At 51.2% G+C, this 23728-nt stretch carries 24 protein-coding genes and 1 other RNA gene; 12 read left to right on the top strand and 13 right to left on the bottom strand.

Annotation, left to right across the window (positions count from 1 at the left end; genetic code table 11):
- Window positions 1-85 precede the first annotated feature (85 nt).
- Window positions 86-481 carry a YigZ family protein gene (locus tag MPET_RS00805; protein WP_013328114.1) on the top strand — a complete coding sequence of 132 codons (396 nt, stop codon included), beginning with the start codon at window positions 86-88 and terminating at the stop codon, window positions 479-481.
- On the opposite strand, the gene MPET_RS00810 is transcribed toward MPET_RS00805, so the two are convergent.
- Together MPET_RS00810 and MPET_RS00815 are read right to left on the bottom strand one after the other, a co-directional pair.
- Window positions 462-1100 carry a class I SAM-dependent methyltransferase gene (locus MPET_RS00810; protein WP_013328115.1) on the bottom strand — a complete coding sequence of 213 codons (639 nt, stop codon included), beginning with the start codon at window positions 1098-1100 and terminating at the stop codon, window positions 462-464. The genes MPET_RS00805 and MPET_RS00810 overlap by 20 nt on opposite strands.
- Window positions 1101-1163: 63 nt before the next feature.
- Window positions 1164-1583 (bottom strand): hypothetical protein, encoded by a 420-nt coding sequence (locus MPET_RS00815; protein ID WP_048130452.1) that lies wholly within the window; start codon window positions 1581-1583, stop codon window positions 1164-1166.
- Between the two features lie 178 nt (window positions 1584-1761).
- Here MPET_RS00815 and hxlB point away from each other — a divergent pair, with 178 nt between their 5' ends.
- The 4 genes from hxlB (at window position 1762) to MPET_RS00830 (ending at window position 4713) form a co-directional block, all read left to right on the top strand.
- Window positions 1762-2376: a 6-phospho-3-hexuloisomerase gene (hxlB, locus tag MPET_RS00820; RefSeq protein WP_013328117.1), complete on the top strand. Its 615-nt coding sequence runs from the start codon at window positions 1762-1764 to the stop codon at window positions 2374-2376.
- A gap of 2 nt (window positions 2377-2378) precedes the next feature.
- Window positions 2379-3416 carry a hypothetical protein gene (locus MPET_RS00825; RefSeq protein ID WP_013328118.1) on the top strand — a complete coding sequence of 346 codons (1038 nt, stop codon included), beginning with the start codon at window positions 2379-2381 and terminating at the stop codon, window positions 3414-3416.
- A 12-nt stretch (window positions 3417-3428) separates the two neighbouring features.
- An RNA gene (ffs, locus tag MPET_RS14760) (signal recognition particle sRNA) lies at window positions 3429-3740 on the top strand.
- Between the two features lie 16 nt (window positions 3741-3756).
- Window positions 3757-4713 (top strand): malate dehydrogenase, encoded by a 957-nt coding sequence (locus MPET_RS00830; RefSeq protein WP_013328119.1) that lies wholly within the window; start codon window positions 3757-3759, stop codon window positions 4711-4713.
- 35 nt (window positions 4714-4748) lie between these two features.
- Here MPET_RS00830 and larC read toward each other — a convergent pair whose 3' ends face one another.
- The 5 genes from larC to MPET_RS00850 all read right to left on the bottom strand — a co-directional run bounded on the left by larC (window position 4749) and on the right by MPET_RS00850 (window position 9123).
- Complete coding sequence (gene larC / locus MPET_RS00835; protein WP_013328120.1) at window positions 4749-5984, bottom strand: nickel pincer cofactor biosynthesis protein LarC; 1236 nt, start codon at window positions 5982-5984, stop codon at window positions 4749-4751.
- A gap of 14 nt (window positions 5985-5998) precedes the next feature.
- A complete protein-coding gene (locus MPET_RS00840; RefSeq protein ID WP_013328121.1) occupies window positions 5999-7840 on the bottom strand; it encodes a hypothetical protein in 1842 nt (613 codons plus the stop codon).
- A 182-nt stretch (window positions 7841-8022) separates the two neighbouring features.
- Window positions 8023-8283 (bottom strand): elongation factor 1-beta, encoded by a 261-nt coding sequence (locus tag MPET_RS00845; RefSeq protein ID WP_013328122.1) that lies wholly within the window; start codon window positions 8281-8283, stop codon window positions 8023-8025.
- A 3-nt stretch (window positions 8284-8286) separates the two neighbouring features.
- Window positions 8287-8445 carry a zinc finger domain-containing protein gene (locus tag MPET_RS14765; protein ID WP_013328123.1) on the bottom strand — a complete coding sequence of 53 codons (159 nt, stop codon included), beginning with the start codon at window positions 8443-8445 and terminating at the stop codon, window positions 8287-8289.
- Between the two features lie 45 nt (window positions 8446-8490).
- On the bottom strand, window positions 8491-9123 hold the full coding sequence (locus MPET_RS00850; protein ID WP_013328124.1) for an aspartate/glutamate/uridylate kinase: 633 nt from the start codon (window positions 9121-9123) through the stop codon (window positions 8491-8493).
- A 73-nt stretch (window positions 9124-9196) separates the two neighbouring features.
- On the opposite strand from MPET_RS00850, the gene MPET_RS00855 reads away from it, so the two are divergent.
- Window positions 9197-10909, top strand: a complete 1713-nt coding sequence (locus tag MPET_RS00855; RefSeq protein ID WP_013328125.1) for a phospholipase D-like domain-containing protein — start codon at window positions 9197-9199, stop codon at window positions 10907-10909.
- Window positions 10910-11202: 293 nt separating this feature from the next.
- Here the strand turns inward: MPET_RS00855 and MPET_RS00860 are convergent, their stop codons facing one another.
- Complete coding sequence (locus MPET_RS00860; RefSeq protein WP_048130915.1) at window positions 11203-11694, bottom strand: DUF367 family protein; 492 nt, start codon at window positions 11692-11694, stop codon at window positions 11203-11205.
- A 30-nt stretch (window positions 11695-11724) separates the two neighbouring features.
- Between MPET_RS00860 and MPET_RS00865 the strand changes: the two genes are divergently transcribed.
- The 4 genes from MPET_RS00865 to MPET_RS00880 all read left to right on the top strand — a co-directional run bounded on the left by MPET_RS00865 (window position 11725) and on the right by MPET_RS00880 (window position 16040).
- Window positions 11725-12552, top strand: coding sequence for a nucleoside 2-deoxyribosyltransferase domain-containing protein (locus MPET_RS00865; protein WP_048130454.1), 828 nt, complete (start codon window positions 11725-11727; stop codon window positions 12550-12552).
- 61 nt (window positions 12553-12613) lie between these two features.
- Entirely contained in the window at window positions 12614-13957 is a 1344-nt protein-coding gene (locus tag MPET_RS14305) for a sensor histidine kinase (protein ID WP_148222164.1), read from the top strand.
- A gap of 56 nt (window positions 13958-14013) precedes the next feature.
- Window positions 14014-15471: a response regulator gene (locus MPET_RS14310; protein WP_013328129.1), complete on the top strand. Its 1458-nt coding sequence runs from the start codon at window positions 14014-14016 to the stop codon at window positions 15469-15471.
- A gap of 386 nt (window positions 15472-15857) precedes the next feature.
- Entirely contained in the window at window positions 15858-16040 is a 183-nt protein-coding gene (locus tag MPET_RS00880; protein WP_013328130.1) for a hypothetical protein, read from the top strand.
- A 119-nt stretch (window positions 16041-16159) separates the two neighbouring features.
- On the opposite strand, the gene MPET_RS00885 is transcribed toward MPET_RS00880, so the two are convergent.
- The 5 genes from MPET_RS00885 to MPET_RS00905 form a co-directional block, all read right to left on the bottom strand.
- Window positions 16160-17002, bottom strand: coding sequence for a GNAT family N-acetyltransferase (locus MPET_RS00885; protein WP_013328131.1), 843 nt, complete (start codon window positions 17000-17002; stop codon window positions 16160-16162).
- Between the two features lie 37 nt (window positions 17003-17039).
- Window positions 17040-17612, bottom strand: a complete 573-nt coding sequence (locus MPET_RS00890; protein WP_013328132.1) for a flavodoxin family protein — start codon at window positions 17610-17612, stop codon at window positions 17040-17042.
- Window positions 17613-17696: 84 nt separating this feature from the next.
- On the bottom strand, window positions 17697-18536 hold the full coding sequence (locus MPET_RS00895; RefSeq protein WP_013328133.1) for an ABC transporter permease: 840 nt from the start codon (window positions 18534-18536) through the stop codon (window positions 17697-17699).
- A gap of 10 nt (window positions 18537-18546) precedes the next feature.
- On the bottom strand, window positions 18547-19488 hold the full coding sequence (locus MPET_RS00900; RefSeq protein ID WP_013328134.1) for an ATP-binding cassette domain-containing protein: 942 nt from the start codon (window positions 19486-19488) through the stop codon (window positions 18547-18549).
- Window positions 19489-19602: 114 nt separating this feature from the next.
- Window positions 19603-19791, bottom strand: a complete 189-nt coding sequence (locus tag MPET_RS00905) for a hypothetical protein (protein WP_013328135.1) — start codon at window positions 19789-19791, stop codon at window positions 19603-19605.
- Window positions 19792-20003: 212 nt separating this feature from the next.
- Here MPET_RS00905 and MPET_RS00910 point away from each other — a divergent pair, with 212 nt between their 5' ends.
- Together MPET_RS00910 and MPET_RS00915 are read left to right on the top strand one after the other, a co-directional pair.
- On the top strand, window positions 20004-20450 hold the full coding sequence (locus MPET_RS00910) for a universal stress protein (RefSeq protein WP_013328136.1): 447 nt from the start codon (window positions 20004-20006) through the stop codon (window positions 20448-20450).
- A 108-nt stretch (window positions 20451-20558) separates the two neighbouring features.
- Entirely contained in the window at window positions 20559-23663 is a 3105-nt protein-coding gene (locus MPET_RS00915) for a PAS domain S-box protein (RefSeq protein ID WP_013328137.1), read from the top strand.
- Window positions 23664-23728: the final 65 nt, after the last annotated feature.

Consider the following 23728-nt stretch of genomic DNA (forward strand, 5'->3'; position numbering starts at 1 on the left):
AACTGAAATTACTATGTAATTGTTTCTGCCTGTTTCCGGGCTGATGCCGGGAAATTATTTTTCCGCCGCAGGCGTAATCTAAGTTATGAAGGAGCTTTCTGCGATAAAATACGAGGTCAGAAAGTCAAGGTTCTTCGCTCATCTTTACCTGATTGAATCGGAGGATGATGTAGCGGCGATTAACGGAATTCAAAGGGAAATGTATAAAAAAGCCGCTCATCACTGCTATGCCGCCCGTTACCCTTCTGGAAATTCCGGGAGCACGGCTTTCGGAAACGACGGGGAGGTTGGCCGTCCGGGGAGAGTCCTTCTTGATATTCTCATTCAAAAGAATCTCGGCAGCCATTGCCTGGCCGTATCGAGAGTATTCGGGGGCATAAAACTCGGGCCGGCAGGTGTATCGCGTGCCTTTCGTGATGCCGGCAATGCTGCCGTGGAGCATTATCTGGAGTCCGGAAGCGTCAGCGGCGACTCTTCCTGAGAACTGCGTTTATTTCGGCTCTTGTATGATCCGTACCCCTGACCCTCATATTCCACCGTATTGTTTTCACGGATATTTCGTCAAGCCCCGGGAAGAGCCGCCTGACCTCCTCTTCCGTAAAATAGTGTGTCAGTATACCGTTGCCCCTGAGGAACGAGTTTTGTTCGGTTTCAATCCCATTTCCTGCCCTCATGTCTTCGACCGAGAACCCGGTGAAATAAAGGAGCCCTCCCTCCTTCAGTACCCGTGTGCATTCGCCTGCTGATTTCTTTCTGCCTGCTTCATCAAGATGTCCGGTAATGTGCCTGTAAAAGGCAGTATCGAAGGCAGAGTCCCTGAAGGGAAGGTCTATGCAGTCGGCAGTCAGAAGGTCGGCCTTTGCCCTGGTATTGAAGCATGAGATATCATTTTTGCACGTATCGACCGCTTTTTCTGAAAAATCGAACGCACAAATTTTGATGTTGTCTTTAAGAAGCTCTTTCAGAAATTTTCCGTTTCCGCATCCGGCTTCCAGTACTACAGATCCTTCCGGAATAACGGGTCGATCGGGGACCGTTCCCGCCCAGGGCTGCCGGTGCTTCCTGTAATGTTTCTCCCACCCGCTAAAAGATCCTGTCACGTAAAAAAGGTGGGGCCTGATCTTATATCTTGTATCCGGGGAAGAGAAAAATCAAGAGATTGTTCAGACCGCGACCCAGGGTGTGATGGTCGACTGGATCGTCGGGCTGTTACAGGAATGAATTTCGCTCTCCGGGGCATGCATCGCGGATATCTTCGTGTAACGAATGTACCCTTCGAGCATGTTCTCCACCCCGCCTTTTGCGATCATGTACCTGTGTCCGGGAAAGATCTCAAGGATAAGACCTTTCTTTGAGAAGGAGAGGGATACGACTCCTGCCGTCTCACCGAGATGTTTTCCGAAATGCTGGGATATGTGCCTGACCTGGCATCTCCTGCCGTAGAGGAGGAGCTTCGAGAGCTCGCCGGCTTCTACTGCATATCTGCCGATGTCGATCGATATTTCGATTATCCTGCACTTTCTTCCCGAAGGATCATATGCCGGTGCGTTCGAGACCTGCATATATCCTGATTTCTGCATCATGGCTTCTCTCCTTTTTATGTTTGAAGATACCTTCGTTGCCTATATAACGGGAGTCCGTGCGGAGAGTGAAAGTGCCTTTTCTTCTAAAGATTAATTACCTGAAATGAATGGCCAAATCCGTATTTACAGCGCAAACAAACTGAATTATATTATATAGTACCCTGTCTTAACTATCATCATGAGCGGCTGCGGCGATGTAAAAATGAATATGAGAACCATGACCGATGAGATAAGCCGCCGCATCGAAGAGATATCCGACGATGAGATCAGTTCTTTTACATCCTCAATACTCACGGCCCGCAGGATCTATGTTGCGGGTGCGGGAAGATCCGGCCTCATCGCCAGGGCGTTTGCCATGCGGCTCATGCACATCGGCCTGGAGAGTTACGTAGTGGGGGAGACTGTCACTCCGGCTATGGAGCCCGGGGATGCGGTGGTAGTATTTTCAGGCACGGGCGAGACGAACTCTATGGTCGATATAGCCGAATCCACGAAGGCTCTCGGCGGAACTCTCTGCCTTATTACATCGCACCGCGGTTCAAGCATCGGAAAACTTGCCGATTATATCGTCGAGATCCCTTCGGAACCTCCTGAAGACCGTGAATGGCCCAACACATTTGAAGTGAGGCAGCTTACAGGGGGTTACAAATCACTTTTTCAGCCGCTGGCTGCAATAGGAACTTTCTTCGAGACGGCGGCGATGATATTCTCCGATGCATTAATCGCCGACCTGATGGATATAAGAAAGTGCGGCATCGAAGAAGTAATGAAAAGGCTCTCGAATATCCAGTAGTCATGTCGAACATCAGTTGTCCTGTCTGCGGCGGCGACTGCGTAAAAGATGCCGAAACGCTCATCCGGGAGGCTGAATTCCTTTTTTTACCGTGCAGCGACTGCATCGCCATCCCGCTTGACAAAAGACTTCCTCCCCCGGGTCTCCATCCTTCCGAAGCCTGCCTGTCATGCGGGAAAAGATTCATAGACGACGTCTTCTCCCACTGCCACGCGATAATGGGGGAGGAGGGCGTAATAAAGGCCGATACCCCTTTGGGAGGAATCGGGACCCCTCTTATATCGCCGGGTATCGATCTGTCGTCGCCGCCGTTTTTACCCCGGAGATCGCTCGTTCTCCTGACCCGCCATGCCGACAAAAAAACGGCTGAAAGACTTGTCGCAGAAGTCCCAGAGATAAAGGGGGTTATCCGTGACCGAGGGATCGTGCCGGGGATAACCGGGGATGATCTTTCGTCTTCGTCCGAAAACGAACTTCTTGCCGGGTGCGATGTTCGTGCCGATATATTCAGGAGTTCAGGGGGAGCTTTTGCGGTCTATAAACAGCAGTCTCTCCTTCATATCGAATTCCCGAGAGGAACCGGTCTGAAGATAAGGACGGTTGAAAAGATGATCGATGAGAACTTCCCGGAGGTATTCATCGACGCCTGTTGCGGGGCAGGGACTCTCGGAATTGCAGCACTTCTTGCCGGTGTGCCTTCGGTCGTATTCAATGATGCCTGGTACCCTGCGGCATTCTGGTCGGCTGTAAATATTCATGTGAACCGTTGCCTTACCGGGACCGGCGAAATCGCATTCGCCGGGTCATGCCGTCCGGACGATCGACGAATCTCAACGGGAACGGTGGAAATCGCCGGGTCACAGGGCGGGGAGAGGAGAACAGTCGTTCTCTGGGGAGATTATATGGATGCCGGAGATTTCATCCCCGAAGGACGAAGGCTCGCCGCAATCGACGTATTCGGTAAGGATAACCGGGAAAATACGAAGTGGATCGTTTCCCGGTGGAAGGCCGCCTTTGGCGGTGATGCTTTTATTCCTTAAGATTAAAATATATTGGGAACTAGCCCGGGTGGTTAGGCGTCACCTGTAACCCGAAACCGCCATTATGCGGGGGGCGAATGACCGGGACGGCTTTGGCGATCCTGTCATAGCCTGATAATTCCAACTGAGAAGCCTTGTCCTGTGAGACTAGCGGAGGAGGATCGATATTCCGGAGGGAATGGAGACTTTTTGCCGTGGGGACCGGTTCAGGCCCGGAAGGGAGCAGACTTACCATGGACGTCTGGTGCCCACAGGGTTGCAGGGTGGAGGAGGAGTTCCAGGTGCCGGCAGGACACGTAATTCCAACCCGGCTCGCGTTCCCGTTTTTCCGGTGTTAATCATGCTTAAAGTAACCGTTATCGGTGCGTCAGGCAAGGTAGGTCAGTCCGCTGCCTACGCGATCTCGAGAATTCCTTCTATAACGGAGATTGTTCTCTTCGGCAGGGAAGGGAACGAAGAGTCGCTTGATGGCCTTAAATGGGACTTCACCGATGCATTTGCCGCTGTCGGGAGGCGTATCAAAGTCGTCTCAGGCGCTGATCCGTCGCTGATAAGGGATTCCGATATGGTGATTATCACGTCAGGAGCGCCCAGGCACACTGGTCAGGACAGGATCGACCTCGCCAAGGGCAATGCAAAGATCATTGCAAATTACGCAAAAATGGTGGCCGAAAATGCCCCGGATACGATACTGTTTGTCGTTACGAATCCGGTAGACATCATGACTGCCGTAGCCCTGAAATATTCTGGCTTCCCGCCATCGAGAGTATTCGGGCTTGGAACGCACCTCGATTCGATGCGTCTTAAATCATTTATTGCACAGCATTTCAAGGTCCACGTAAGCGAAGTTCATACCCGTATCATCGGCGAGCACGGGGATACCATGGTCCCGCTCTGGTCGGCAACGACGATCGGAGGCATCCAGCTCAAGAACCTGCCGGAGTTCAAGACGTTCACCGGCGAAGAGATGATCGACTGGGTGAAGGCCGCCGGTCATTACATAATCGAGAGAAGCGGAGCGACCATCTACGGTCCCGGCGAGGCAATCGCAACCCTTGCAAGAACAGTGCTCGGAAACGAGAACAGGATTCTCTCAGTAACCGCATACATCCGCTGTGAAGTGCACGACATAGGCGATGTCTGCATAGGGGTTCCTGCAATGCTTAACAGGAAGGGCGTATTCCCGATACCGATCAGGATAAGCCCCGAAGAGGTGGAAGATTTTCAGGCATCCGTCGAGAAGATCAGGAGAGTCACGGATGAAGTCTTCGATTACCTGGAAAATGAAGGGTTTTAGGATAATTTAGTCCGCTGTCCGCCAGCATATAAAGTTCAGTTTTTTTCTGTTTCAGACCTGCTCTCGTAATCGGAGATCTCTTTTCCCGCTATATCCATGATCTCTCTCAGTGAGAGTCCCGCATCCAGGGCAATCTTCTTCAGGTCGTCGTACTCGGGTTTGAGGCTTACGAGCCTTTCGCCGACCGTGGATCTCTTCAGGCTCACCTGATATTGTTTGTTGCCTACCCCGACGTTTATCGATTCTCTTGTCCTGTCCGCAACAAGCCTCGGCACTTCGTATATCCTGACGCCAAGAGTTCCCGTCTCCTTCATGAGCGTCTCTGTGAGTCTGAGATGGTTCTGCCTGTTTGTAATGACAGATATGATGTTTACCGGCCTGTTCTTCTTCCCGATTGCTCCGGTAACGAATACGTCGGCCGCACCTTCGGCAAAGAGCCTCTCGATCGTGTAGCCGATAATCTCGCCGGGGATGTCGTCGACATTGGTCTCGAGCATAACTATCGAATCGTTGGATGCTGCCGATGTCTCTCCTGCAACCACCCTCAGGACATTCGACGGGTTGCCGTTGTTTCTTCTCGTTCCTGTCCCGTAGCCGGTGGCTTCAGGGGTCATGGGAGGATATATCGGGGATACCGTAGTTGCGATGTTTGCAAGGATCGCCGCGCCCGTGGGTGTCGTGAACTCCATATCCACATCCCTTCCGGAAAAAGGGATCTTCTTCCGGGCGAAGATCTCCAGGACGGCGGGGGCCGGGCCGGGGACCTGTTCTCCCCTGACACTGATGCTCCCCGCACCCACGACAGGAGTGATTGCATGAATGATCCCGTCGAAGAAACCGGCAGAATCAAGCAGGGCGATGCTCCCGATTACGTCGAAAAGAGTATCGGCAGAGGCGATCTCGTGCCTGTTGAAGCCGGAGCGATGCAGCCTCTTCTCGGCATATAGCAGGTCGTCGAATGCGGCCTCCGCCTTCTTTCGTGCCGCCGGGCTGATCCCGATCGCGTCCATTACAAGAGACGCCGCTTCGAGCAGCCCGTCCTTTCCGTCGACTCCTCCCTCTTCGATCTCAATGCTGAGTTTTTTTGCGGGAAAGAAGCTGTCATCTGATTCCTCTACAGAAAAAGTGAAACTCCTGCAGCTCTCAAGGCCTGATATGGCTTCGGCGGTCCTGCGGAGCGGCTCCTCGTCTCCCTTGAGATCGACAAGCGCCGAGATGAGCATATCTCCTGCTATGCCTGCCAGCCGGGAGTCTATTACAAGGCATTTCATGTTATCTCTGTCTCTTACGGGAACGGTTCGTTTATTCTGTCGTAGATCTGTTTTGCAACCGCAACGACCTCCATCGCCTTCTCCTTTCCACCCGGAATCGCGCTCGTGAGGTACGCACCTTTCTGGGAGTCCTTTGCAACCGTCTTCGGGTCTCCGCCGAGTAGAGCTCCCGTTGCGGCGGGAATGGTGATGTTCAGTATCGTGTGGCCGACATACTGGAGCTCCTGCGAAAGGACGGAGCCCGCGAAGATCACTGTTCCCATATCGGGATCGTCTCTTCCCTTGCCGTCAACGACATATTCGGGGATCACCTTCGCGGCGAAGTTGTCGATCTTGTAGTCCTTCCCGTTGACCGTCGCCTCAAAGCAGATGTTCGCGTCGAACGCCCAGAACTTCTTCGTGAAGTTGTCGGTTCTCCTTCCCTGGGGCGTTATGGATGTGAATCGGACCTTTATGTCCTTGCCTGTGAATCCCGAGAGAACCTGCGATCCTCTCTCTTCGACATATGCCTTCCTTTCGTCGTCGAGCTGCCGTGCAACCTCTTCGACCGTCTTTCCAGCCTTCAGCATCTCGTAGGATTTTACGGCCCGCCTGTAAACCGCCCTCTGCTTCACGTCCTCGCTTGCAAGCAGGCATGCAGTCGATACGCTTCCCCTTGTTACATCCTCTGCCTTTCTCGCGATCGTATTCAGCGAACAGAGTGCGTATTCGGGATCGATGAACGAGTTCATCTTGTAATCCCTGATGTCGTCGGCTGTCCTGTAGACGTCACCATTGTATTTTATCAGCATGCGTATTGCGGGCATGCAGTCGCCGAGTACATGGCCCAGGGGTGCGTTTACCGGCCCTCCGGAGAAGCCCGCACCCATAGTCGCGGCTTCCTGGAACCCTGCGAACACCTCGTCGAGCGCCATCGAGCCTACGACCGAAGGTCCTCCGATATCCTTTAGGATAAGGCCGAAATCGCCTATCACGCGTGCGGTGTCGTATTCCTCGTTCGTTCCCCTGACGTGGATCTTGGCTGGGATGCCGGCCGCATCCATCGCTCCTTTTCCTGCCATGTACGCGGAGTCGGTTCCGGTGAATGTTCCGTATTCCTCGCCAAGTGCGGCGTCCGAATGGATCATCTCGAGGGTTATTGCGGAACCGATAAACGCGGGCCAGAGTGGGTATGCGTATATTCCCGCCCCGTGCATGCTCTTAATCATCGCCTCGGTTCCGACCTTCGCCGCGTTGTAGGCAAGTTCGGGGAAGTTGTAGTCCTCGCCAAGGGCGCTGTGGCCGTACATCGCACCGCCGGATACGAAGGGCGGAAGCACCGATCCGTCCACTCGTGTCAGTTTCTTATCCACGAGCTCCTCGTAGATTGCCATGTATGCGGGGAATGCAGGAATTTTATGAGTGAATTTGCCTGTAATCAGCGATATCGCACTTGTTCTAGGTACTCCTGCGTGAATCCTCGCGATGGCGCCGAGTTTCCTGTTCCCGAGCGGGACGCCCGATCTCGCGCAGGATCCCGTAAAATAGGCGAATGCAGCAGCAAGCAGTGCGGCATTCTCAGGTGTGGCTCCTGCGAGTTTTGCACTGTTTATCGCCTTCTCCATCACCATATCCAGCGGAAGGGTAGCCACAGAAGCGTCGACGAGAGTCATCCTGTTGAGAAGCTCCATATCCGGAGCACCGTAGGGGCAGAATATATCCTCCGCTATCGAGTTCGAGATTGCATAGGCGGAAATTACAAGCGAACCGTGCCCTTTTACAGCAGCTTCGAGTTTGTCATTCGTCATATAGGCCGGCTTGAATGAAACCGCCTGGCTTACTGAATTGAGTACTCTTTCTCTCTCCAGATCTGTCATTTTAGATTACCTCCATTATTGCACCAAGGTTTTTAACCCTGAACAAGGGCTTGTTCTTAAAACAGATATAGATATTGCAACTGACAGCATGTTTGGTTAAATTAAGGCCGTATTTTTCCCTGAGGTAATTAAATCAGGTTTACCGGCCGGTTGTGCCCCGGCAATAAATCAAAAAAAGTATTTTAGTTAAGTGTAAGTGAGACAATCTCGGCGCTCTGTACACCCTCAATTGAAGCGAGTGCTGCCTCAGCTTCGTCGGCAGCTCCTGCAGTTCCGTCTGGAATGACGATTGCGACTTTGATTGCTACAAGACCGAATCCGATAGGATCTTCGACGATATCCTGTGTTCCCGGATACTTCTCTTTTATTGCCTTCTTGAGTCCCTCAAGATCGACATCGGGAGATTCGGGCATCACTTTGAGGATTACCGCTACGTCACCCATTGCTTATGGCCCCTGGAATCCGCATTTGCATTCGTATGGTACGCTCTGGTGCCTGCATTTGTGGCAGCGGTAGATAACCTCGCGGCACTTTGGGCACTCGAATTTTGTCCAGCCCGGCTCTGAAAGAGGGGCCTTGCATGATGTGCATTTTTCTGTTGGCATAAAATATCACCTGAAAATTATCTTATTATTTCAACCCGGGGAGTCTTAAACACTTCTGATGATGACGGTTCCTGCGACCTCTTCGCCGCGGAAAAATCGTTCTGCGGTTATCCCGTCGTTCGCGTTTATAACAGTCGTATGAATCCCGTTCTCCAGGACATACGGTACAAGGCACGGGTCGCATTCAGGGTAGCTTCCGGGGGAAGAGACGATATCCAGCGTTCTCCCGCCGGCGGACAGGCCTTCGGTCGATTTGAGCAGTATCAGCGGGGATCCCATTCTCCCTGCGGCCCATGCCGCAATCGTATCGGATGTAACATCCCACGAGTGCGGAAGCGGGTCATCCTCTCTCAGGCAGGAATACGGGAGCAGGACGCAGACCCCGGTCCCTCGGACTAGTTCATCCTGCACGGCCAGGCCGAGGGAATGGAGATAACAGCCGTACTGCTCCATCGCGAGTATCGCCATCCAGTGCGAGGAGTCGTCGTCGAGTTCCATCTCCCTGACGGAATCCGCGAAACAGCCGCCCCCGGGAACTATCGTTATGTTCCTCCCTGATCTTACGAGGATATCGATGAGTCGCGGGGCGTGCTCCATCAGGCTTCCGCCGAGTTTTACGACAAAATGATCGCTGTCCGGTATCCTGACCATCCGGATAAAGGTTTCATTGTGCTGCATCTTATCGTTTTGCAGGAAGTCTACCGGGCCTTTTCGCTACCTGTAAATAAGGAGAGGCGAAAAGATCTCATTTATGGGTATAAGGGGGGCTGTTTTTGCAATTATCCTGTTTGTATTTTTTTGTATCACATCAGTTTCCGCCGAATTCGTAATCTCCGAGTTCTGTCCCGACACATGGCTCTCCGGCGAGGGAGACGAATACTTCGTTATAGGCGGCTCAGGGGATCTCACCGGTTATTATGTCACCGACAACGAGGGGAGCGCCCGGTTTCCTGACAACACGGTAGCCGGCGGTAGTGTGGTAGTGGCGCAGAAGTCAACGGATTACGAGGCTGTCCACGGGGAGAAACCGGATTTTGAGATATATAACTCCGACCCGCAGGTTCCCGACATGGTAAGGACCGGAACACTGAAGATGGCGAACAGCGGCGACGAACTTATCCTCAAAAGAGGGTTTGCGGTAATACAGGAGGTCAGGTGGCCCGGAGATGTAGTATCCGGTGAAGGCAGGGTTCACGTATATTCGGACGGGGTATGGGACGAAAGGCCGTATTATATCGGGCAGTCCCTGTTCGAACCTGAGACGTTCTATGATGTTTCCGTAACCGTATTCGCCGCCCCCGACTGTTCCTACGCGAAGCTGAAGGATTTCATAGAGAACTCGAAGTCGTCCCTTGATATAAACGTGTACGAGTTCACCGGTACCTCGATCGCAGGTCTTCTCGCCGAAGCATCCGGGAGGGGCGTTGATGTCGATGTACTTGTGGAAGGCTCGCCTGTCGGCGGAGTGTCGGATGAAGAGAAGAATGTCTGTTCGATTCTCGGTTCCGTGAGAATCCCCGTTCTATCGATGGCGACTGAGAACGGGGTGTTTCATGCCCCTTACAGGTACGATCATGCGAAATACGTTATATCCGACGATTCACTTGTCCTTGTAGCGAGTGAAAACTTCGGCGAGACCGGGTATCCCTCATCCGGTATGGGGGGAAATCGCGGATGGGGTGCAATTGCAGAAAGCCCGGCCCTTGCTTCCTATTTCGAAGATATATTCGACTACGATACCAGCGGGGGCTGGATCACGGAGATGACGGGGACAAACGGAGTGGGATCATATTCAGTCGCCGAAGCGAAGACCGGAAACTTCCTGCCCGAATCATTTGAAGGTGCGAGCGTTACTCCGGTGATATCTCCAGATACAAGCTATCTCGTAGGCGACCTGATCTCTTCGGCGAAAGAGTCCGTCTGCATCGAGCAGGCCTATATCAAAAACTGGTCTTCCGGCGAAAACCCGTGGCTCGAGGATGCGATCGATGCCGCCCGGCGTGGTGCAAATGTTCGAATAATTCTCGATTCGTACTATTACAATATCGAGGGAGACGACGACAACGACGAAATGGCTCAATACATAAACGCAGTCGCGTCCTCCGGGTCGCTTCCTCTCGAAGCGAGGCTTATCAGCCTTGAGTCCGGTTACCTCGACAAGGTTCACAATAAAGGCGTGATCGTCGATGGCAGGCAGGTTCTCGTAAGTTCAATAAACTGGAACGAAAACTCCCCGTCGTACAACCGGGAGGCCGGCCTGATAATCGATCATGCAGGTGCAGCCGGCTACTTTACAGAGGTCTTCGATTCCGACTGGGATTCATCCGCTCCGGTTGACCCGTCTACGGGGCATATTGGTGACGTCTCCGGCTCGTCCCAAACGGATGAGCTCAGGAACTATATCGCGGCCGGGGTAATCTTCCTCTTCGCGGCTCTGTATGTGGTGAAGAAAAAAAGATTCTGAATGGTGATGGTTTAAGTGGCTTATGTCTGGTTGAAGATTGGTTCCCGGGGATTCCCGGGATCTCCTGAGAAAGATATCATATTGTTATTGTTGTCAAAGTGCTTATGATGGCAATTCGTTTAGGTACTTTTCTTCCACCCCCGGGCACAGGAACACTTAATGGGGGAATTAACGGCTGTTCCGGGGACAATTATCCTGTTAGATCGTCCCATAATAAAAGCTGCCGAGGGGTAGGTCATTGTCCGCCATTAGATCAATATAATGTACGTACTCTTATGGTTCGGATGATCCGTTCAGTAATAATGAGACTGGATTTCGACGATTTCAGCTGAATTTGCTGCCCTGCTGTAATCTTCGAGCGGTTCTGCATTCACTTCCAGGAACCTGATCCCCCATCCGAATTTGGCCAGGATGTCATGTGCCTGCTGTTTTTCGCCCATAATATAAAGTGCAGCGGCTAAAGCTTCGACCGAGTTCAGCATGAACGGCCTTCCAAAATGGCCCGGATTCGCGGCGACAAGGAAAGGAAGCGCCCTTTTTCGTGTAATCTCCCCGACATCAACCTTTTCAAGAGTCTCCCACGTGCAGTCCAGAACGGTCAGGGACGGTGCGATCCTGTCGGCAGGCGAGAGTGCCTGGGGTGACCTCGGGTCCAGGAGAAGGGTGCTCTTCGGGATCTTGTCGATCTTCGCCGCCACCCGGATCATTCCTGCTCTCTCAAGTTTTTTTACCGAGCAGATCCTGGGGTCGCAGGAGTTGTCCCTCCATGCAAAAAGCGGCATCATCATAATGTTTTGGTCCCCTAAATGCTATCAATGTATGTACTTATGTGCCCGTGCATAACCGACCCTGCACTCAGGGCGAAAGGAATTACACGGGACGACGATATCTTTTGTTTCAACAGGTGCATAGAACGCTGTGAAAGGTTTGGTATAGAGATCGTACGGATGCCGTGTCCGGAGACGATCTTTCTCGGAAAGGACCGGGAACCGACTAATTTTGCTGAAAGTCTCGCAAACGATGAATTCTCGAAACTCCTCGACGAACTCGAGGCCGATGCAAGGAAGGTTATCGAAGAAAAGGGAGAGCCTCTCTGCATAATAGGGGTCGATTCCTCGCCTTCGTGCGGGGTCAACATGACCTATGCCACGGAAGAGAAGACTCCCGGCAGGGGTGCATTTCTTTCGAGATTCCCGGATATAAAAGCAGTCGACGTGACGGATTTCTGCCGCTACAAGATATACCTCGCAGGACCGCTGTTCACCGAGGCCGAGACAGACTTCAACCTGAAACTCCACGATTTTCTTGAAGAACACCTTCTTGATGTCTATCTTCCGCAGGAGGTGGGCGATACTTCTGTCACACGCCATAAGGAGGAGCACGCAAGGATATTCGGGATGCACCTGGCGGCTCTTGAGGACTGCGACTATATCGTCTCGGTCGTAGACGGTGCGGATGCAGATTCCGGAACATCATGGGAGATGGGCTACGGATATGCAAAGGGAAAGACCGTGATCTCGCTGAGAACCGACTTCCGGTGCGTCGGGTGCCACGAGCTCGTCAACCTGATGCTTGAGGAGTCTTCCTTTGTCGTCAGGAAAAAAGAAGACATCCTGAGGGAACTCGGTCCCCAAATCTTGTAGTGCTGCCGGTCAGGCACTATTATCTGTTATTCCCGCCAAACTGAAATCAGAGGGGATTGTGGTGAAAGATGTGGGCTCCGAGGATTATCTCCAGTATAGCCACTGGATTGCGATAGTTGCGTTGTTCACCGTACTTGCCGCAGGAGTGAATCTGTTCACTCTCACGTTCGATCCGCCCTATCCTGCATTAAGCCTCTTCATGATCCCGGTCGTAATCGCGACCTTCTTCTTCAGAAGGCAGGGGCTTTTAGCCTCCCTCCTGATCCTTGCACTATTCTCCGTCGTAATTTGGCTTTATTCGCCGGATAAATTCGCGGAACTTCGTGTTCTTGAAAATGTCACCGTCGTCTTCGGGGTGGCGCTTATAGTCACCCTGCTCTCGACCGCCCTTCACAGGAGCGAAAACAGCTACAGGCTCCTCTTCGAAACGTCTCCCGCACCCATCATCGTCCTGAAGCCCGACGGTTCGATAGTCGACGTGAATTCCAGGTTCTTCTCGGTTTTCGGCTACGGTAGCATCTTTGTAGAGGGAAAGAAGATCCAGCAGCTCCCGATAATAGCGGAGGAGAGCCTGATCGAGATCGGGGAGCGGCTGATGAACCCGGAACCCGACGGGGACAACCAGGAGCCGTTTATCATAAAGGTCATGGATGCTTCGGGAGACATGCACATCTGTAACGTCTTCTCGAGTTTTCTCTATGACGAAACCGGTATTCCGGAATCATGCATGATGGTGCTGGTAGATATCACTGAAAATGTAAAGGCCGAGGAGGAGATCAAGAGATCGCTTGAAGAGAAAGAGACCCTGCTGAAAGAGATCCACCACAGGGTGAAGAACAACCTCCAGGAGGTCGTTAGCATCCTGAAACTCCAGAGGAACAGGACGACCGACGAGGATGTCCAGTGGTCGCTTAAAGAGTGCCAGAATCGGGTCTACACGATGGCGATGGTCCATGAAAACATATACCGCGCCGACAGCCTTTCGTCGATCGGAATAAAAGCGTACCTGGAAAAGCTTGCAAGGGATCTCCTGATCGAGTACATGTCCCCCGGCCAGAACATATCGTTTGAGATCGAGTGCAGCGATGATATAGAATTCGATATCGACGGCATTATCCCCGTGGCCCTGATCACCAACGAACTGATCTCCAATTCGATGAAGTACGCATTTCCGGGCGGCAGGAAGGGTATGATCAGGATAGCAGTTGAGAAAACTCCCGATAATAGTTACAGGTATACATACTCGGATGACGGTGTCGGGTTTCCCCCGGGGTTAAGGATTGATAAAACGAAAACTCTCGGTTTAAGGATTGTCCGCGCCTTTGTCCGCCAGCTCGACGGGAGTATTGAGTTTGTTCCGGGCACAGGAACCAAAATTATCATAACTTTCCCGATAAAAGAATAATAATTGCATTCGTACATCAGTAATGAAATACAATTCGAAAATTAGCGTTGAAAATCATGAAAAAGATCCTGATTGTCGAAGATTCAGCACTTGTGGCTCTTGAAATATCGGAGACCCTGAAGAATCTTGGCTACAATGTTGTCGGCGAGGCGGCCAGCGGACTTGAAGCTATAGAGATGGTCCGGGATCTCAGGCCGGATCTCGTTCTCATGGATATTATCCTGAAAGGAGATATGGACGGGATAGAGGCCGCCGACAGGATCTATTCGAATTATGATATTCCGGTAATATACCTGACTGCGCATTCCGATGAGGCGACGCTGGAAAGGGCGCTTAAGACCAATGCGTTCGGGTACCTGATAAAGCCCTTCAATGACAGGGAGCTTTATTCAAATATCGAGATAACGCTTCACAAGCACAGGATCATGAAGAAGGTGGACCTGGGCCCCAGGGAGGCTGTGGACTCCACCTTAAATGTGTTAGCTGACCCTGTTGTTGCAGTCGACGAATCCGGAATTATTACAAGGATCAATCCGGCGGCGGAGAACTTCACAGGTCAGACGAAATGGGAGGCTGTAGGCAGTGATTTCTTCAGGATCTTCTCATTGGATCGCGAAAAAGTTCAGCCTGCAATGGATTCGCTAAAGAATGATGTCTTTGAGAAGAGGACGCTGCTCTCGTGGGTCGACGGCCTTTCTCTTGTAACGAAGAAGGGCGAAACAAAACAGGTCTCGATGAATATAGGGTATGTGAGGGCTGGCCGCCAGAATAATGCCGAATATTTCTTTGTCCTGATCCCTGACGAAGGTACCGCAACGAAGACCGCGGATGACACGGCGAACCATTACAGGATCATACTCGATGCTGTGGAGAACCCGATCTTCATGGTCGACGGGGATATCCGGATAGTCCTCTTCAACAGGGCTTTCCAGGAGACCTGCGGGAAGGCCGGGATCTCACTGAACGGCGTTGGAGATGAACCGGCATATGCTGTCCTCCCCCATTCTGTGTTCGGTGACGAATATGATTTCATGGATGCTTTTGAGGCCGGAACCGGCTATGTCCGCGAGAGATTATGGAAGACGGACGGCGAAGTAAGAACATACAGGATTGAGACAATCCCTATATTCGAAAACGATCGCCCTATATATGCCGCAATAATTATGTCCGATATCTCGGAAGTCGTCGAGTTTGAGGAGAGGAACGGGAAGTTGTCGGTCAGTCTTCGTGCCTATACCCGGAACGTAGAGGATATAGGCGATCTCTGCGCCGGACTGAAGGAGCCCCTGAACAATATCAGGAAGCATGCAGCTAAGGTAAGCCCTCCGTTCGAGTCCATGCAGATTGGTGCGGCTCTTGCCGAACTCTCCGAACTCATATACAGCATCGACATGAAATGGCTTGAGTACGAGAAGGTGAAGAAGATGGTCGAGTCCGCAGGAGGATTTGATCTGGTACCTGCCGTGAAAAGCATTGCCGAAGAAGGAGAGGGCGGGGGAGAAGGAGCCCACTGAATACTGGTTTTTTATATCGTATCTGTTGTCCGCATGATCTTGCGGGCGGGCGGTTTTTACTATATAAAAATTCGGTTAAATTCCGCCCGGATTCCTGTGCGGCAGTGATGGTCCGTGCGCGCCACAGTTATTCGCAAAGTAATCCAAATTTGAAATAAACCGATTAGCAGGTTTATTTTAGCACATTAACTCAATCTCATTCTTTGTGTTTTACAACTCCGAAATTTTTATTTAAAGATATCCCATTTTTCCAAATTTCCGGTCTACGGGACGGAATTTGAAAAATGTTCCGTGTATGTTTCTTTTTACCTTTGAAACGGATTTTCCCGCCGTTGTTTTGACCAACAGATATTTATACGGTTCCAATAAATCTTTGATTTGGAGAAATGTTTCATTTAGGGTTTAACGAGATTTCCGGCTACCTGAAACCGATGAATTACAGCGACCTGTACGAGCATGACGAGTGCTGGGACGGGAGCGGTTACAGTACATCCTCGCTTAATTACAGATCGTGCATCAGGTCCGGGGACATGATCACGCTGGTTTCGGAAAGAGACGAAGCCGACTGAATAAAAAAACAAAATTCAGGAGAAACGCACACCGCTTGAGAGATGAATCCCTCTCAGGACACCCTCTTTTTTGAGAATTTCGTATACTTCGTTGTATAAACTCGTATATGGTTTATAGCTCAGCCAAGTTCAAATGTAGTGACGCCGAATATTCTTTCGACCGGAAGCTCCGGGATATCTCCGGTATACATTCTTGCAGTCCCGAATACTTCGCTCATATCTCTTTGTTTCGCTATTTTAACGGCTTCCTGGTTTATTTCCGGTGTATCAAAATAGAAGGTCTCTCCCCTGACGGAAAACGTCAGGCCTTCAAGAATCCTGTCTGCTATCTCCGGCGAATCTGCAAACAGGGGCCCTATCTTGTGCCCTTCCAGGCATTTTCTGACAACACCATAGCCTGCGATCCCACCGTCCGGGCCTGTATATGCAAGTGCGGTCGATTCCGGCATATTCAGCCATTTTTTAAGGAAGCTTTCTCTTCGTGCAGGGAAGTGGAGCGAATCGTAATCTGCCGTTTCTTTGAATGGAATGTTATTAATGTCGATCAGGTCGTCCTGCGGGCTTCCACAGGCGGTTCCTTCCCAACGGATGTTCCTGTATGCGAACCTGAATCCCGAGTGCCTGGAGTAATTGTCCTGCATCTCGTAGACCCCGTCGATCCCGAGGTTCCTGTCGCCCACGTGAGATGATGCAGTGCTCCAGAGCTCCCATCCTGCTCCTATATGCCGGAATTCCTCCTTTATGATAAAAAATCCGCCGAACGAAAAGTAGTCGTCGTAATTTGTCAGGGCGATGGTCCCGATAATCGCATCTTCCGATACTGCAACGAACCATCCGTCCGGGTCGACGGCATAGTGGCATTCGCTGTCGTGAATTCCAGGATTCCATCCTTCTTTTCCTGCCCATTCGATGAAAAGGGGGATTTCCTTGGGGAGTGCCTTTCTTATAAGTATCTCTTCCATAAACTGCCCGCGGGTTTATATTGGTATTCGGCTGTTTTCAGTTCATCTTATTGATGATATTTGCCACGTTCGCACCGAACTTGCTGATGACCGCAAGACCCTCGGAATCCTCTTCAACCTCACCCGGAGCCTTCCCGAACGCCATATTCCAGTAGTCCGAGCCTGCGACTATCATATCGTTGATGAAGTAGAACATGAGGAGCTCCTGTATTGTTGCAGTATGGCCTCCGCGTCTCGCCACTGCTATAGGCCCTCCGACCATTCCCGAGAGGAACCTGTCGCCGCCGTATGAAACCATTGAAATCCTCTGTATGGCCGACATCATATCTCCCCTTGCGGTTCCAAAGTAGACCGGGGATGCCACGATCAGGCCTTTCGCATCCTTTATCTTATCGATTATCTCGTTGAGGCCGTCGTCCTTTATGGCACACTCGCCCTTCTTCTCCTTGCACGTATTGCAGGCGATACACGACTTAAATGACTTTCCCCGAAAAGATATTATCTCCGCCTCGCACCCGTTCTTCTCTATCGCTTCGGCACATGTCCGGCAGAGAATATCCGTATTTCCGTTTGCACGCGGGCTTGCATTGAGTATTATCACTTTCTTCATGGCTGTCACTATTATAATTGGATCTTTTTACTTCTTTTTCATATCCCCCCTGTTCCGGGAGTGCCTGCGTGAGCCTGCCTGAGCCTACGTGATTACTACCTTATCGACAACTCTCCAGGCGATTGCGAATATGACTCCTGCAAAAAGCGCCAGGTATCCCAGTGAAACCAGCATGTCCGTTGTAGTATAGACAAAATGCATCCCGATTGCAGTGAAATCGCCGCCTATTGCGAAGTACCTGATCCCGGCCGTAAGATGCGTCAGCGGGTTGACCTCCGCTATCTGCTGGAGCACCACGGGAAGTCCGGTCGCCGGATACAGAGCATTAGAGACGAAGAAGAGCGGCATCGTAAGGAGAGTCGAGATCCCCTGGAAACCTTCGGGCGAGTCCATCTTCAGTGCAATAATCGCCGACAGGGATATGAACGCAATCGAGAACAATGCTATGAACAGCAGTATTCCTGCAAGCGAGAATATTATCCCGAAGGGGCCTTTGCCGGTGAAGAAGGCCACCCCGAGGATCAGGCCGAATACTATGACTATAATCGCCTGTATCCATGATTTCGTAATCCCGGACATCGCGATCCCTATGATTATATCCTTCCTCGACATCGGGCTCGCCAGGATCTCCCTGAAAATTCCCCAGTTTTTATCGAATAAAAGAATGAACCCGCCGAATATATTCGTAAACAGGATCGTCGCGGCAATAACTCCCGCACACATGAACGTCAGGTAATCGACGCTCATAGTGCCGGAAACGGCTTCCCCGGTACCCCCGAGAATCCGGTCGAAGTTGCCCGCCATCGCCATCCCGAAGAACCCGAGCCATAACGCAGGCTGGAGAAGGGACGAGAAGAGCTGGTGCTTGAACCTGAAGAACCTTGTCATGTCCCTTTTGTAGATATTCAGAAATCCGAATTTCATCCCTTTCACCTCACTCCCTCAGTGCACTCCCGGTATAGTGCATGAATACGTCGTCCATCGACGGTTTTTTCAGGTTCACCGCCGTTATTTTGATCCCGTCAGTGTTGAGCCCGGCGATCAGTTCAGGCAGAATATGTGCACCGTCTTTCTCCGTCATTATCACGAGCCCGTCTTCATTCTCGGATATCGACTTAATATCGCCATTGACCCGGATCGCTTCCTCCGCACGTTTGCGTTCCGGAGTTTCAAGGCAGATTATGTCCTCGCCGAGGCTGTTTTTCAGTTCTTCCGGGGTTCCCGATGCGATGATCCTGCCGTGGTCGATTATCGATATCCTGTCCGAGAGCAGGTCCGCTTCGTCCATGTAATGAGTAGTAAGGAAGATCGTGGTTCCTTCCTCGTTGACCGCCCTGAGATACTCCCATGTCTTTCTCCGGGTCTGGGGATCGAGGCCGATCGTCGGCTCGTCCAGAAATAAAACCGCCGGGCGTGTCATGAGCCCTCTTGCGATCTCAAGACGCCTTTTCATTCCGCCGGAGAGATTCTTTGTCAGAACATCCTTTTTGTCATGGAGTTCGACGAGGGTGAGGAGCTCTTCGATTCTAGAATCTATCTCCTTCTTTTCCATCGAATAGAGATTTCCATGGAATTCAAGAGTCTCGTTTACGGTCATATCCCGGTCGAGGGTGATCTCCTGGAATACGATGCCTATCGAGTTCCTTACCGCCTTGGGTTCGCTGCCGAGGTCGTGGCCTGCAATTGCGACCTTTCCTTTCTGCAGGGGAAGAAGAGTTATGAGGACGTTTATTGCAGTACTCTTTCCCGCCCCGTTGGGTCCGAGAAAGGAGAAAATTTCGCCCGACTTCACACTGAAGCTTATATTATCCACTGCCCTGAGATCGCCGTAGCTGTGTGATAGTCCTTCCACGTCAATGATAACTGAACCTTCCATCGGCATTTACTCCTGCCGATAATGTTTGTCACGGCCTGATTTATACTGCTCTACAGCTGCCGTTTATTAAAGCCGGAGACTTCCTCCTGCAAAAGAGAAGCCTTTCACATCTTATCAGAGGAAATCTTCGTCTCTTTCATCGGAAAAATAACCCATTTCCGTCAGATCATCGTCTTCATCGGTGTACCTGATCTCCAGGACGACCGATCCGTCTTCAAGAATATCCCCGATCTCGATATAGCTGTCTTCGGGTAGATCCAACTCCTTTTCAGTTCCGTCAGGTTTGCGTACGAGTACCCACATATACAAAAACTCCCTGGTGAAATCTGTCGATATTCTTACAGGGATTTTAAGATAATATAATCTTTTGCGAACCAGCAATCTTCGAACGGGTTTTCCTTTCCGATCCTTATCCTGCCTGAATTTTTCAATTTTTTTTATTTCCGTTTCTGAAGATCTTCTTCGTTATTTTAAAAAGAGTAAAGAACAAGAAGGAAAAGAGATCAGGAGTGATTATGCTTAGGAAAATACTTGTTGCGTGCGACGGTTCGCTCCAGTCGGAAAAGGCCCTTATTGCGGCAATCGAAGACTGTATGGCCGAGGACTCCGAACTGCATATAGTCCATATAATGAATATCAAAAAATTCAGTGCAATCGATTCCGAGTCCTCCTATGACGGAGTCGAATCCCCGCACGACATCAGCAGGAAGTTCCTTGAAAAGAACAGGGATGAGACCGTGAATATGATCGACCGGGTATGCAGGGGGAGAGACATGATCTACACCCTCCATGTAAAAGGCGGAGATCCCAGGCACGAGATAATCGATCTCGCAGCAGAGACCAGCGCCGACCTGATCGTCATGGGCTCTACGGGAAAAGGACTGGGGAGCAGGATTCTGCTCGGAAGTGTCTCCGCGTATGTCTCGGTTCACAGCCCCGTCTCAGCGCTTATAGTCAAATAGGCAGCAGGACCGGCGGGGGCATTCCCGGTCCATGCCCGATCTGTAAATATTATGCTGTCGGTGCGACCATTTTACATAGGTAAATAATTCACATCAAGGGTTTTCGGTATGACAATCAGGGTTCTTGTAGTCGACGACGAGGAAGGGATGCTCAGGAGTTACAGGAGAATCCTTAAGACCCTGAACTACGAGATCTGCGGAACCGCCCGAAATAACGAGGAGGCCGTAAAGGCCGCATGCGAGACTGTACCGGACGTAATCATCATGGATGTCTCTCTCGGCGGGAGCAAGTCGGATGGAATAGACGCCGCAAGGGAGATCAACTCGTTCCTTGAAGTTCCGGTAATTTTTGTAAGCGCATTTGGAAATACTGCGGATACCGAAAGGATTGTCGAGCCGTGGTCTTACGGTTTTATCAAGAAGCCCTTCGATCTCATCGAGATCCAGAGCAGCATCGAGCTCGCCGTCAATAAATACCGCACATTCAAGTACGAAAGAGAGCTCCTGAAGAAGGACAGCATACTGAAGGCCGTAAACAGTGCGGCGACTCTGTTCCTTTCGAAAGAACCGTTCGAGGAAAGCCTTAGAAAGACGATCGAGCTTATCGGCAGGGCCGTCGAGTCGCGTTACATCTGCCTGTACCAGAACCTGGGAAATGCCGACGAGGTAAAAGGAGCGACATGCAACTATAAATGGTTCGCGGGAAGCAGGAGCGAACCGGAGAACTCCCCCTGCAGCGACATCGTCTATGACGAATCCTACTCCGGCTTCAAAGAATCCCTCTTCAGGGGAGACATAATAATGTACCCCGGCTGCGACGAAGGCCCGGAAGAGGTAATTTTTCCGTTTAACGTCCCCGTCCCGGTGATAAATATACCAATCTTCTGCGGGACCTTCTGGTGGGGCTTTCTCTCCATCGGGATGGGCGACAGCGAAGGGTCCGGGATGGACGTGGAGATGGAGGCGCTCGTTACGGCGGCGAGCATTCTCGGTTCAGCCTTAAACCAGAAGAGAATGAACGACGCCCTGATGAAACGGGAGGAGGAATACAGGAGTCTCTATAAGATGATGAGACTCGTCTGTGACAATGTCCCCGATGCGATCTGGGTGAAGGGCAAGGACCGCAGGTATACTTTTGTCAACAGGACGTTCGCCGAAGACTTCATTAAAACGGAAGATACCGACGAACCCCTGGGAAAAGGTATCGAATATTTTGCAGAAAGAGAGCGTGCTTTGCATTCCGGTGACGAATGCTGGCTCAATATCGACGAAGGAGCCTTCGAAGCCGATTCAAAAGTCCTGGAATCCGGAATAAGCCTCAACACGGAATCCCGGTATTACATCTACGGGGAGCAGAAGCATCTCGATGTCTACAGGGCGCCCTTCTACGACGATGAAGGAAACCTCGTCGGCGTCGTCGGCTGTGCAAGGGACGAGACGAAACGAAAGAATATCGAGGACAATCTCAGGGAGTTAAACGAACGGTTCGAGACATTCATGAACGCTCTTCCCGGGCATGCGTTCATCAAATCCCCGTGCGGTGTCATAACTTACGTAAACTCCAACAACTCGCTCGGGGACGGGTTGTATGCGGAGGACTGGATCGGAAAGAACGAGAAAGATATCCTCTACAACCTCGATCCTTCCGATATCATTGAATCCGACAGGAAGGCCCTGGAGAGCGGTTTCCACAACAGGGTCGAAAGAATCGCGCTCGATGGAGGAGAGGAGCGGATCTACAATATTCTTAAATTTCCCATCGAATCGGAGAACGAGGGAAAACAGGTCGGCGGGATCGTATTCGATATTACCGACAGGATTCTCGCCGAGGAATCTCTCCTGCGAAGCGAAGAACTCTCCTCCATTCTTGTCAGCCAGATGCCTGTAATTGTATGGACAACCGACTCCGACCTGAAGATCAGTTACGCCGTCGGCAACTCGCTGAAAAATATCGGCTTTACACCGGAGTCCATACGCGGATTCTCATTTGCCGAGATACTCCGTGAAGTTGCCGACAACCTGAACGCACCGGTCGACGAAACTGTCGATTCGTACTCCGCCGCCCTTCATGGCGAGTCGTTTGTCCTTGAATCGAGCTTCAGGGGCAGGGAATTATACATCTATGTCCAGCCGTTCAGGGATAAAAACGGCAGGATCACCGGAACGGCCGGCCTTGCCTACGACATAACCGACAATAAGATTGCCGAGAAGGCGCTGTTGGAAAGCGAGGAGAGATACAGGCGGCTTGTCGAGAGCATCAAGGTAAAGATCGTAATTGCACAGGACGAAAGAATCGTCTATGCAAACAGGTGTTTCTTCGATTTCCTCGGGATCACCCCGGAACACCTGGATAAAACTTCTTTTGGCGACCTTGTATGCCCGGAGGATCTCGAAAGAGTGAAAAATTATCATAAGGGGAGGATTTCAGGAGAGAAAGATCTTCCCTCGAACTACAGGATCTCGTGCTATTCCAGGGATGGGGAACTGAGGCTGCACGACCTCACCGTATCCCTCATAACGTGGAACGGGAAACCTGCGACACTCAACATTTTAATCGACATCGAGGATGAGAACCGCACGAAAGAGGAGCTTGAGAAATCCCTGCACGAAAAGATCCTTCTCCTTGAAGAGGTCCATCACAGGGTAAAGAACAACCTTGCACTGATCAACTCGCTCCTCATGATGCAGATAAGAAATATCGATCATGCGAGGGTCAGGGAAGGTCTCCTGATGGCGAGGACGAGGATCTTCTCGATAGCAGCCGTTCACGAGGGGCTTTACAGGTCCGATTCGATATCGAGCATACCTGCAAAGGAGCATTTCAAAAAGATCGGGGAGGAGATCCTGGAAAATTACGACCCCGGACACCGCCTGGCACTCGAGATCGACGGTGACGATGTGGAGCTCAGCCTGGCGCTCGCAACCCCGATCAGTCTTGTAATCAACGAACTTCTGATAAATGCAATAAAATATGCCTATCCCGGCGGTGAAGAAGGCATCATCTCGATCAGTCTTGTAAACAGGGGCGATTCAATAGAGCTGAGACTTAAGGACGAGGGAGTCGGAATTCCCGGTGACTTCGTTTTAGAGGATGCCAAATCACTCGGCCTCAGCCTTGTAAGAAACATAATCACTTCGCAGCTTGAAGGCAGCATCTCGCTTGACCCCGGCAAAGGGACGGAATGGATAATTGAAGTCCCGTTCGAATCCTAAATCCCCCCGTCCGGTAAAGCGGAGATGGCTTCAACAGGCATTATTTTTCAATATCCCTGCAATTT

The sequence above is a fragment of the Methanolacinia petrolearia DSM 11571 genome (assembly GCF_000147875.1).
GTDB classification, from domain to species: Archaea; Halobacteriota; Methanomicrobia; order Methanomicrobiales; family Methanomicrobiaceae; genus Methanolacinia; species Methanolacinia petrolearia.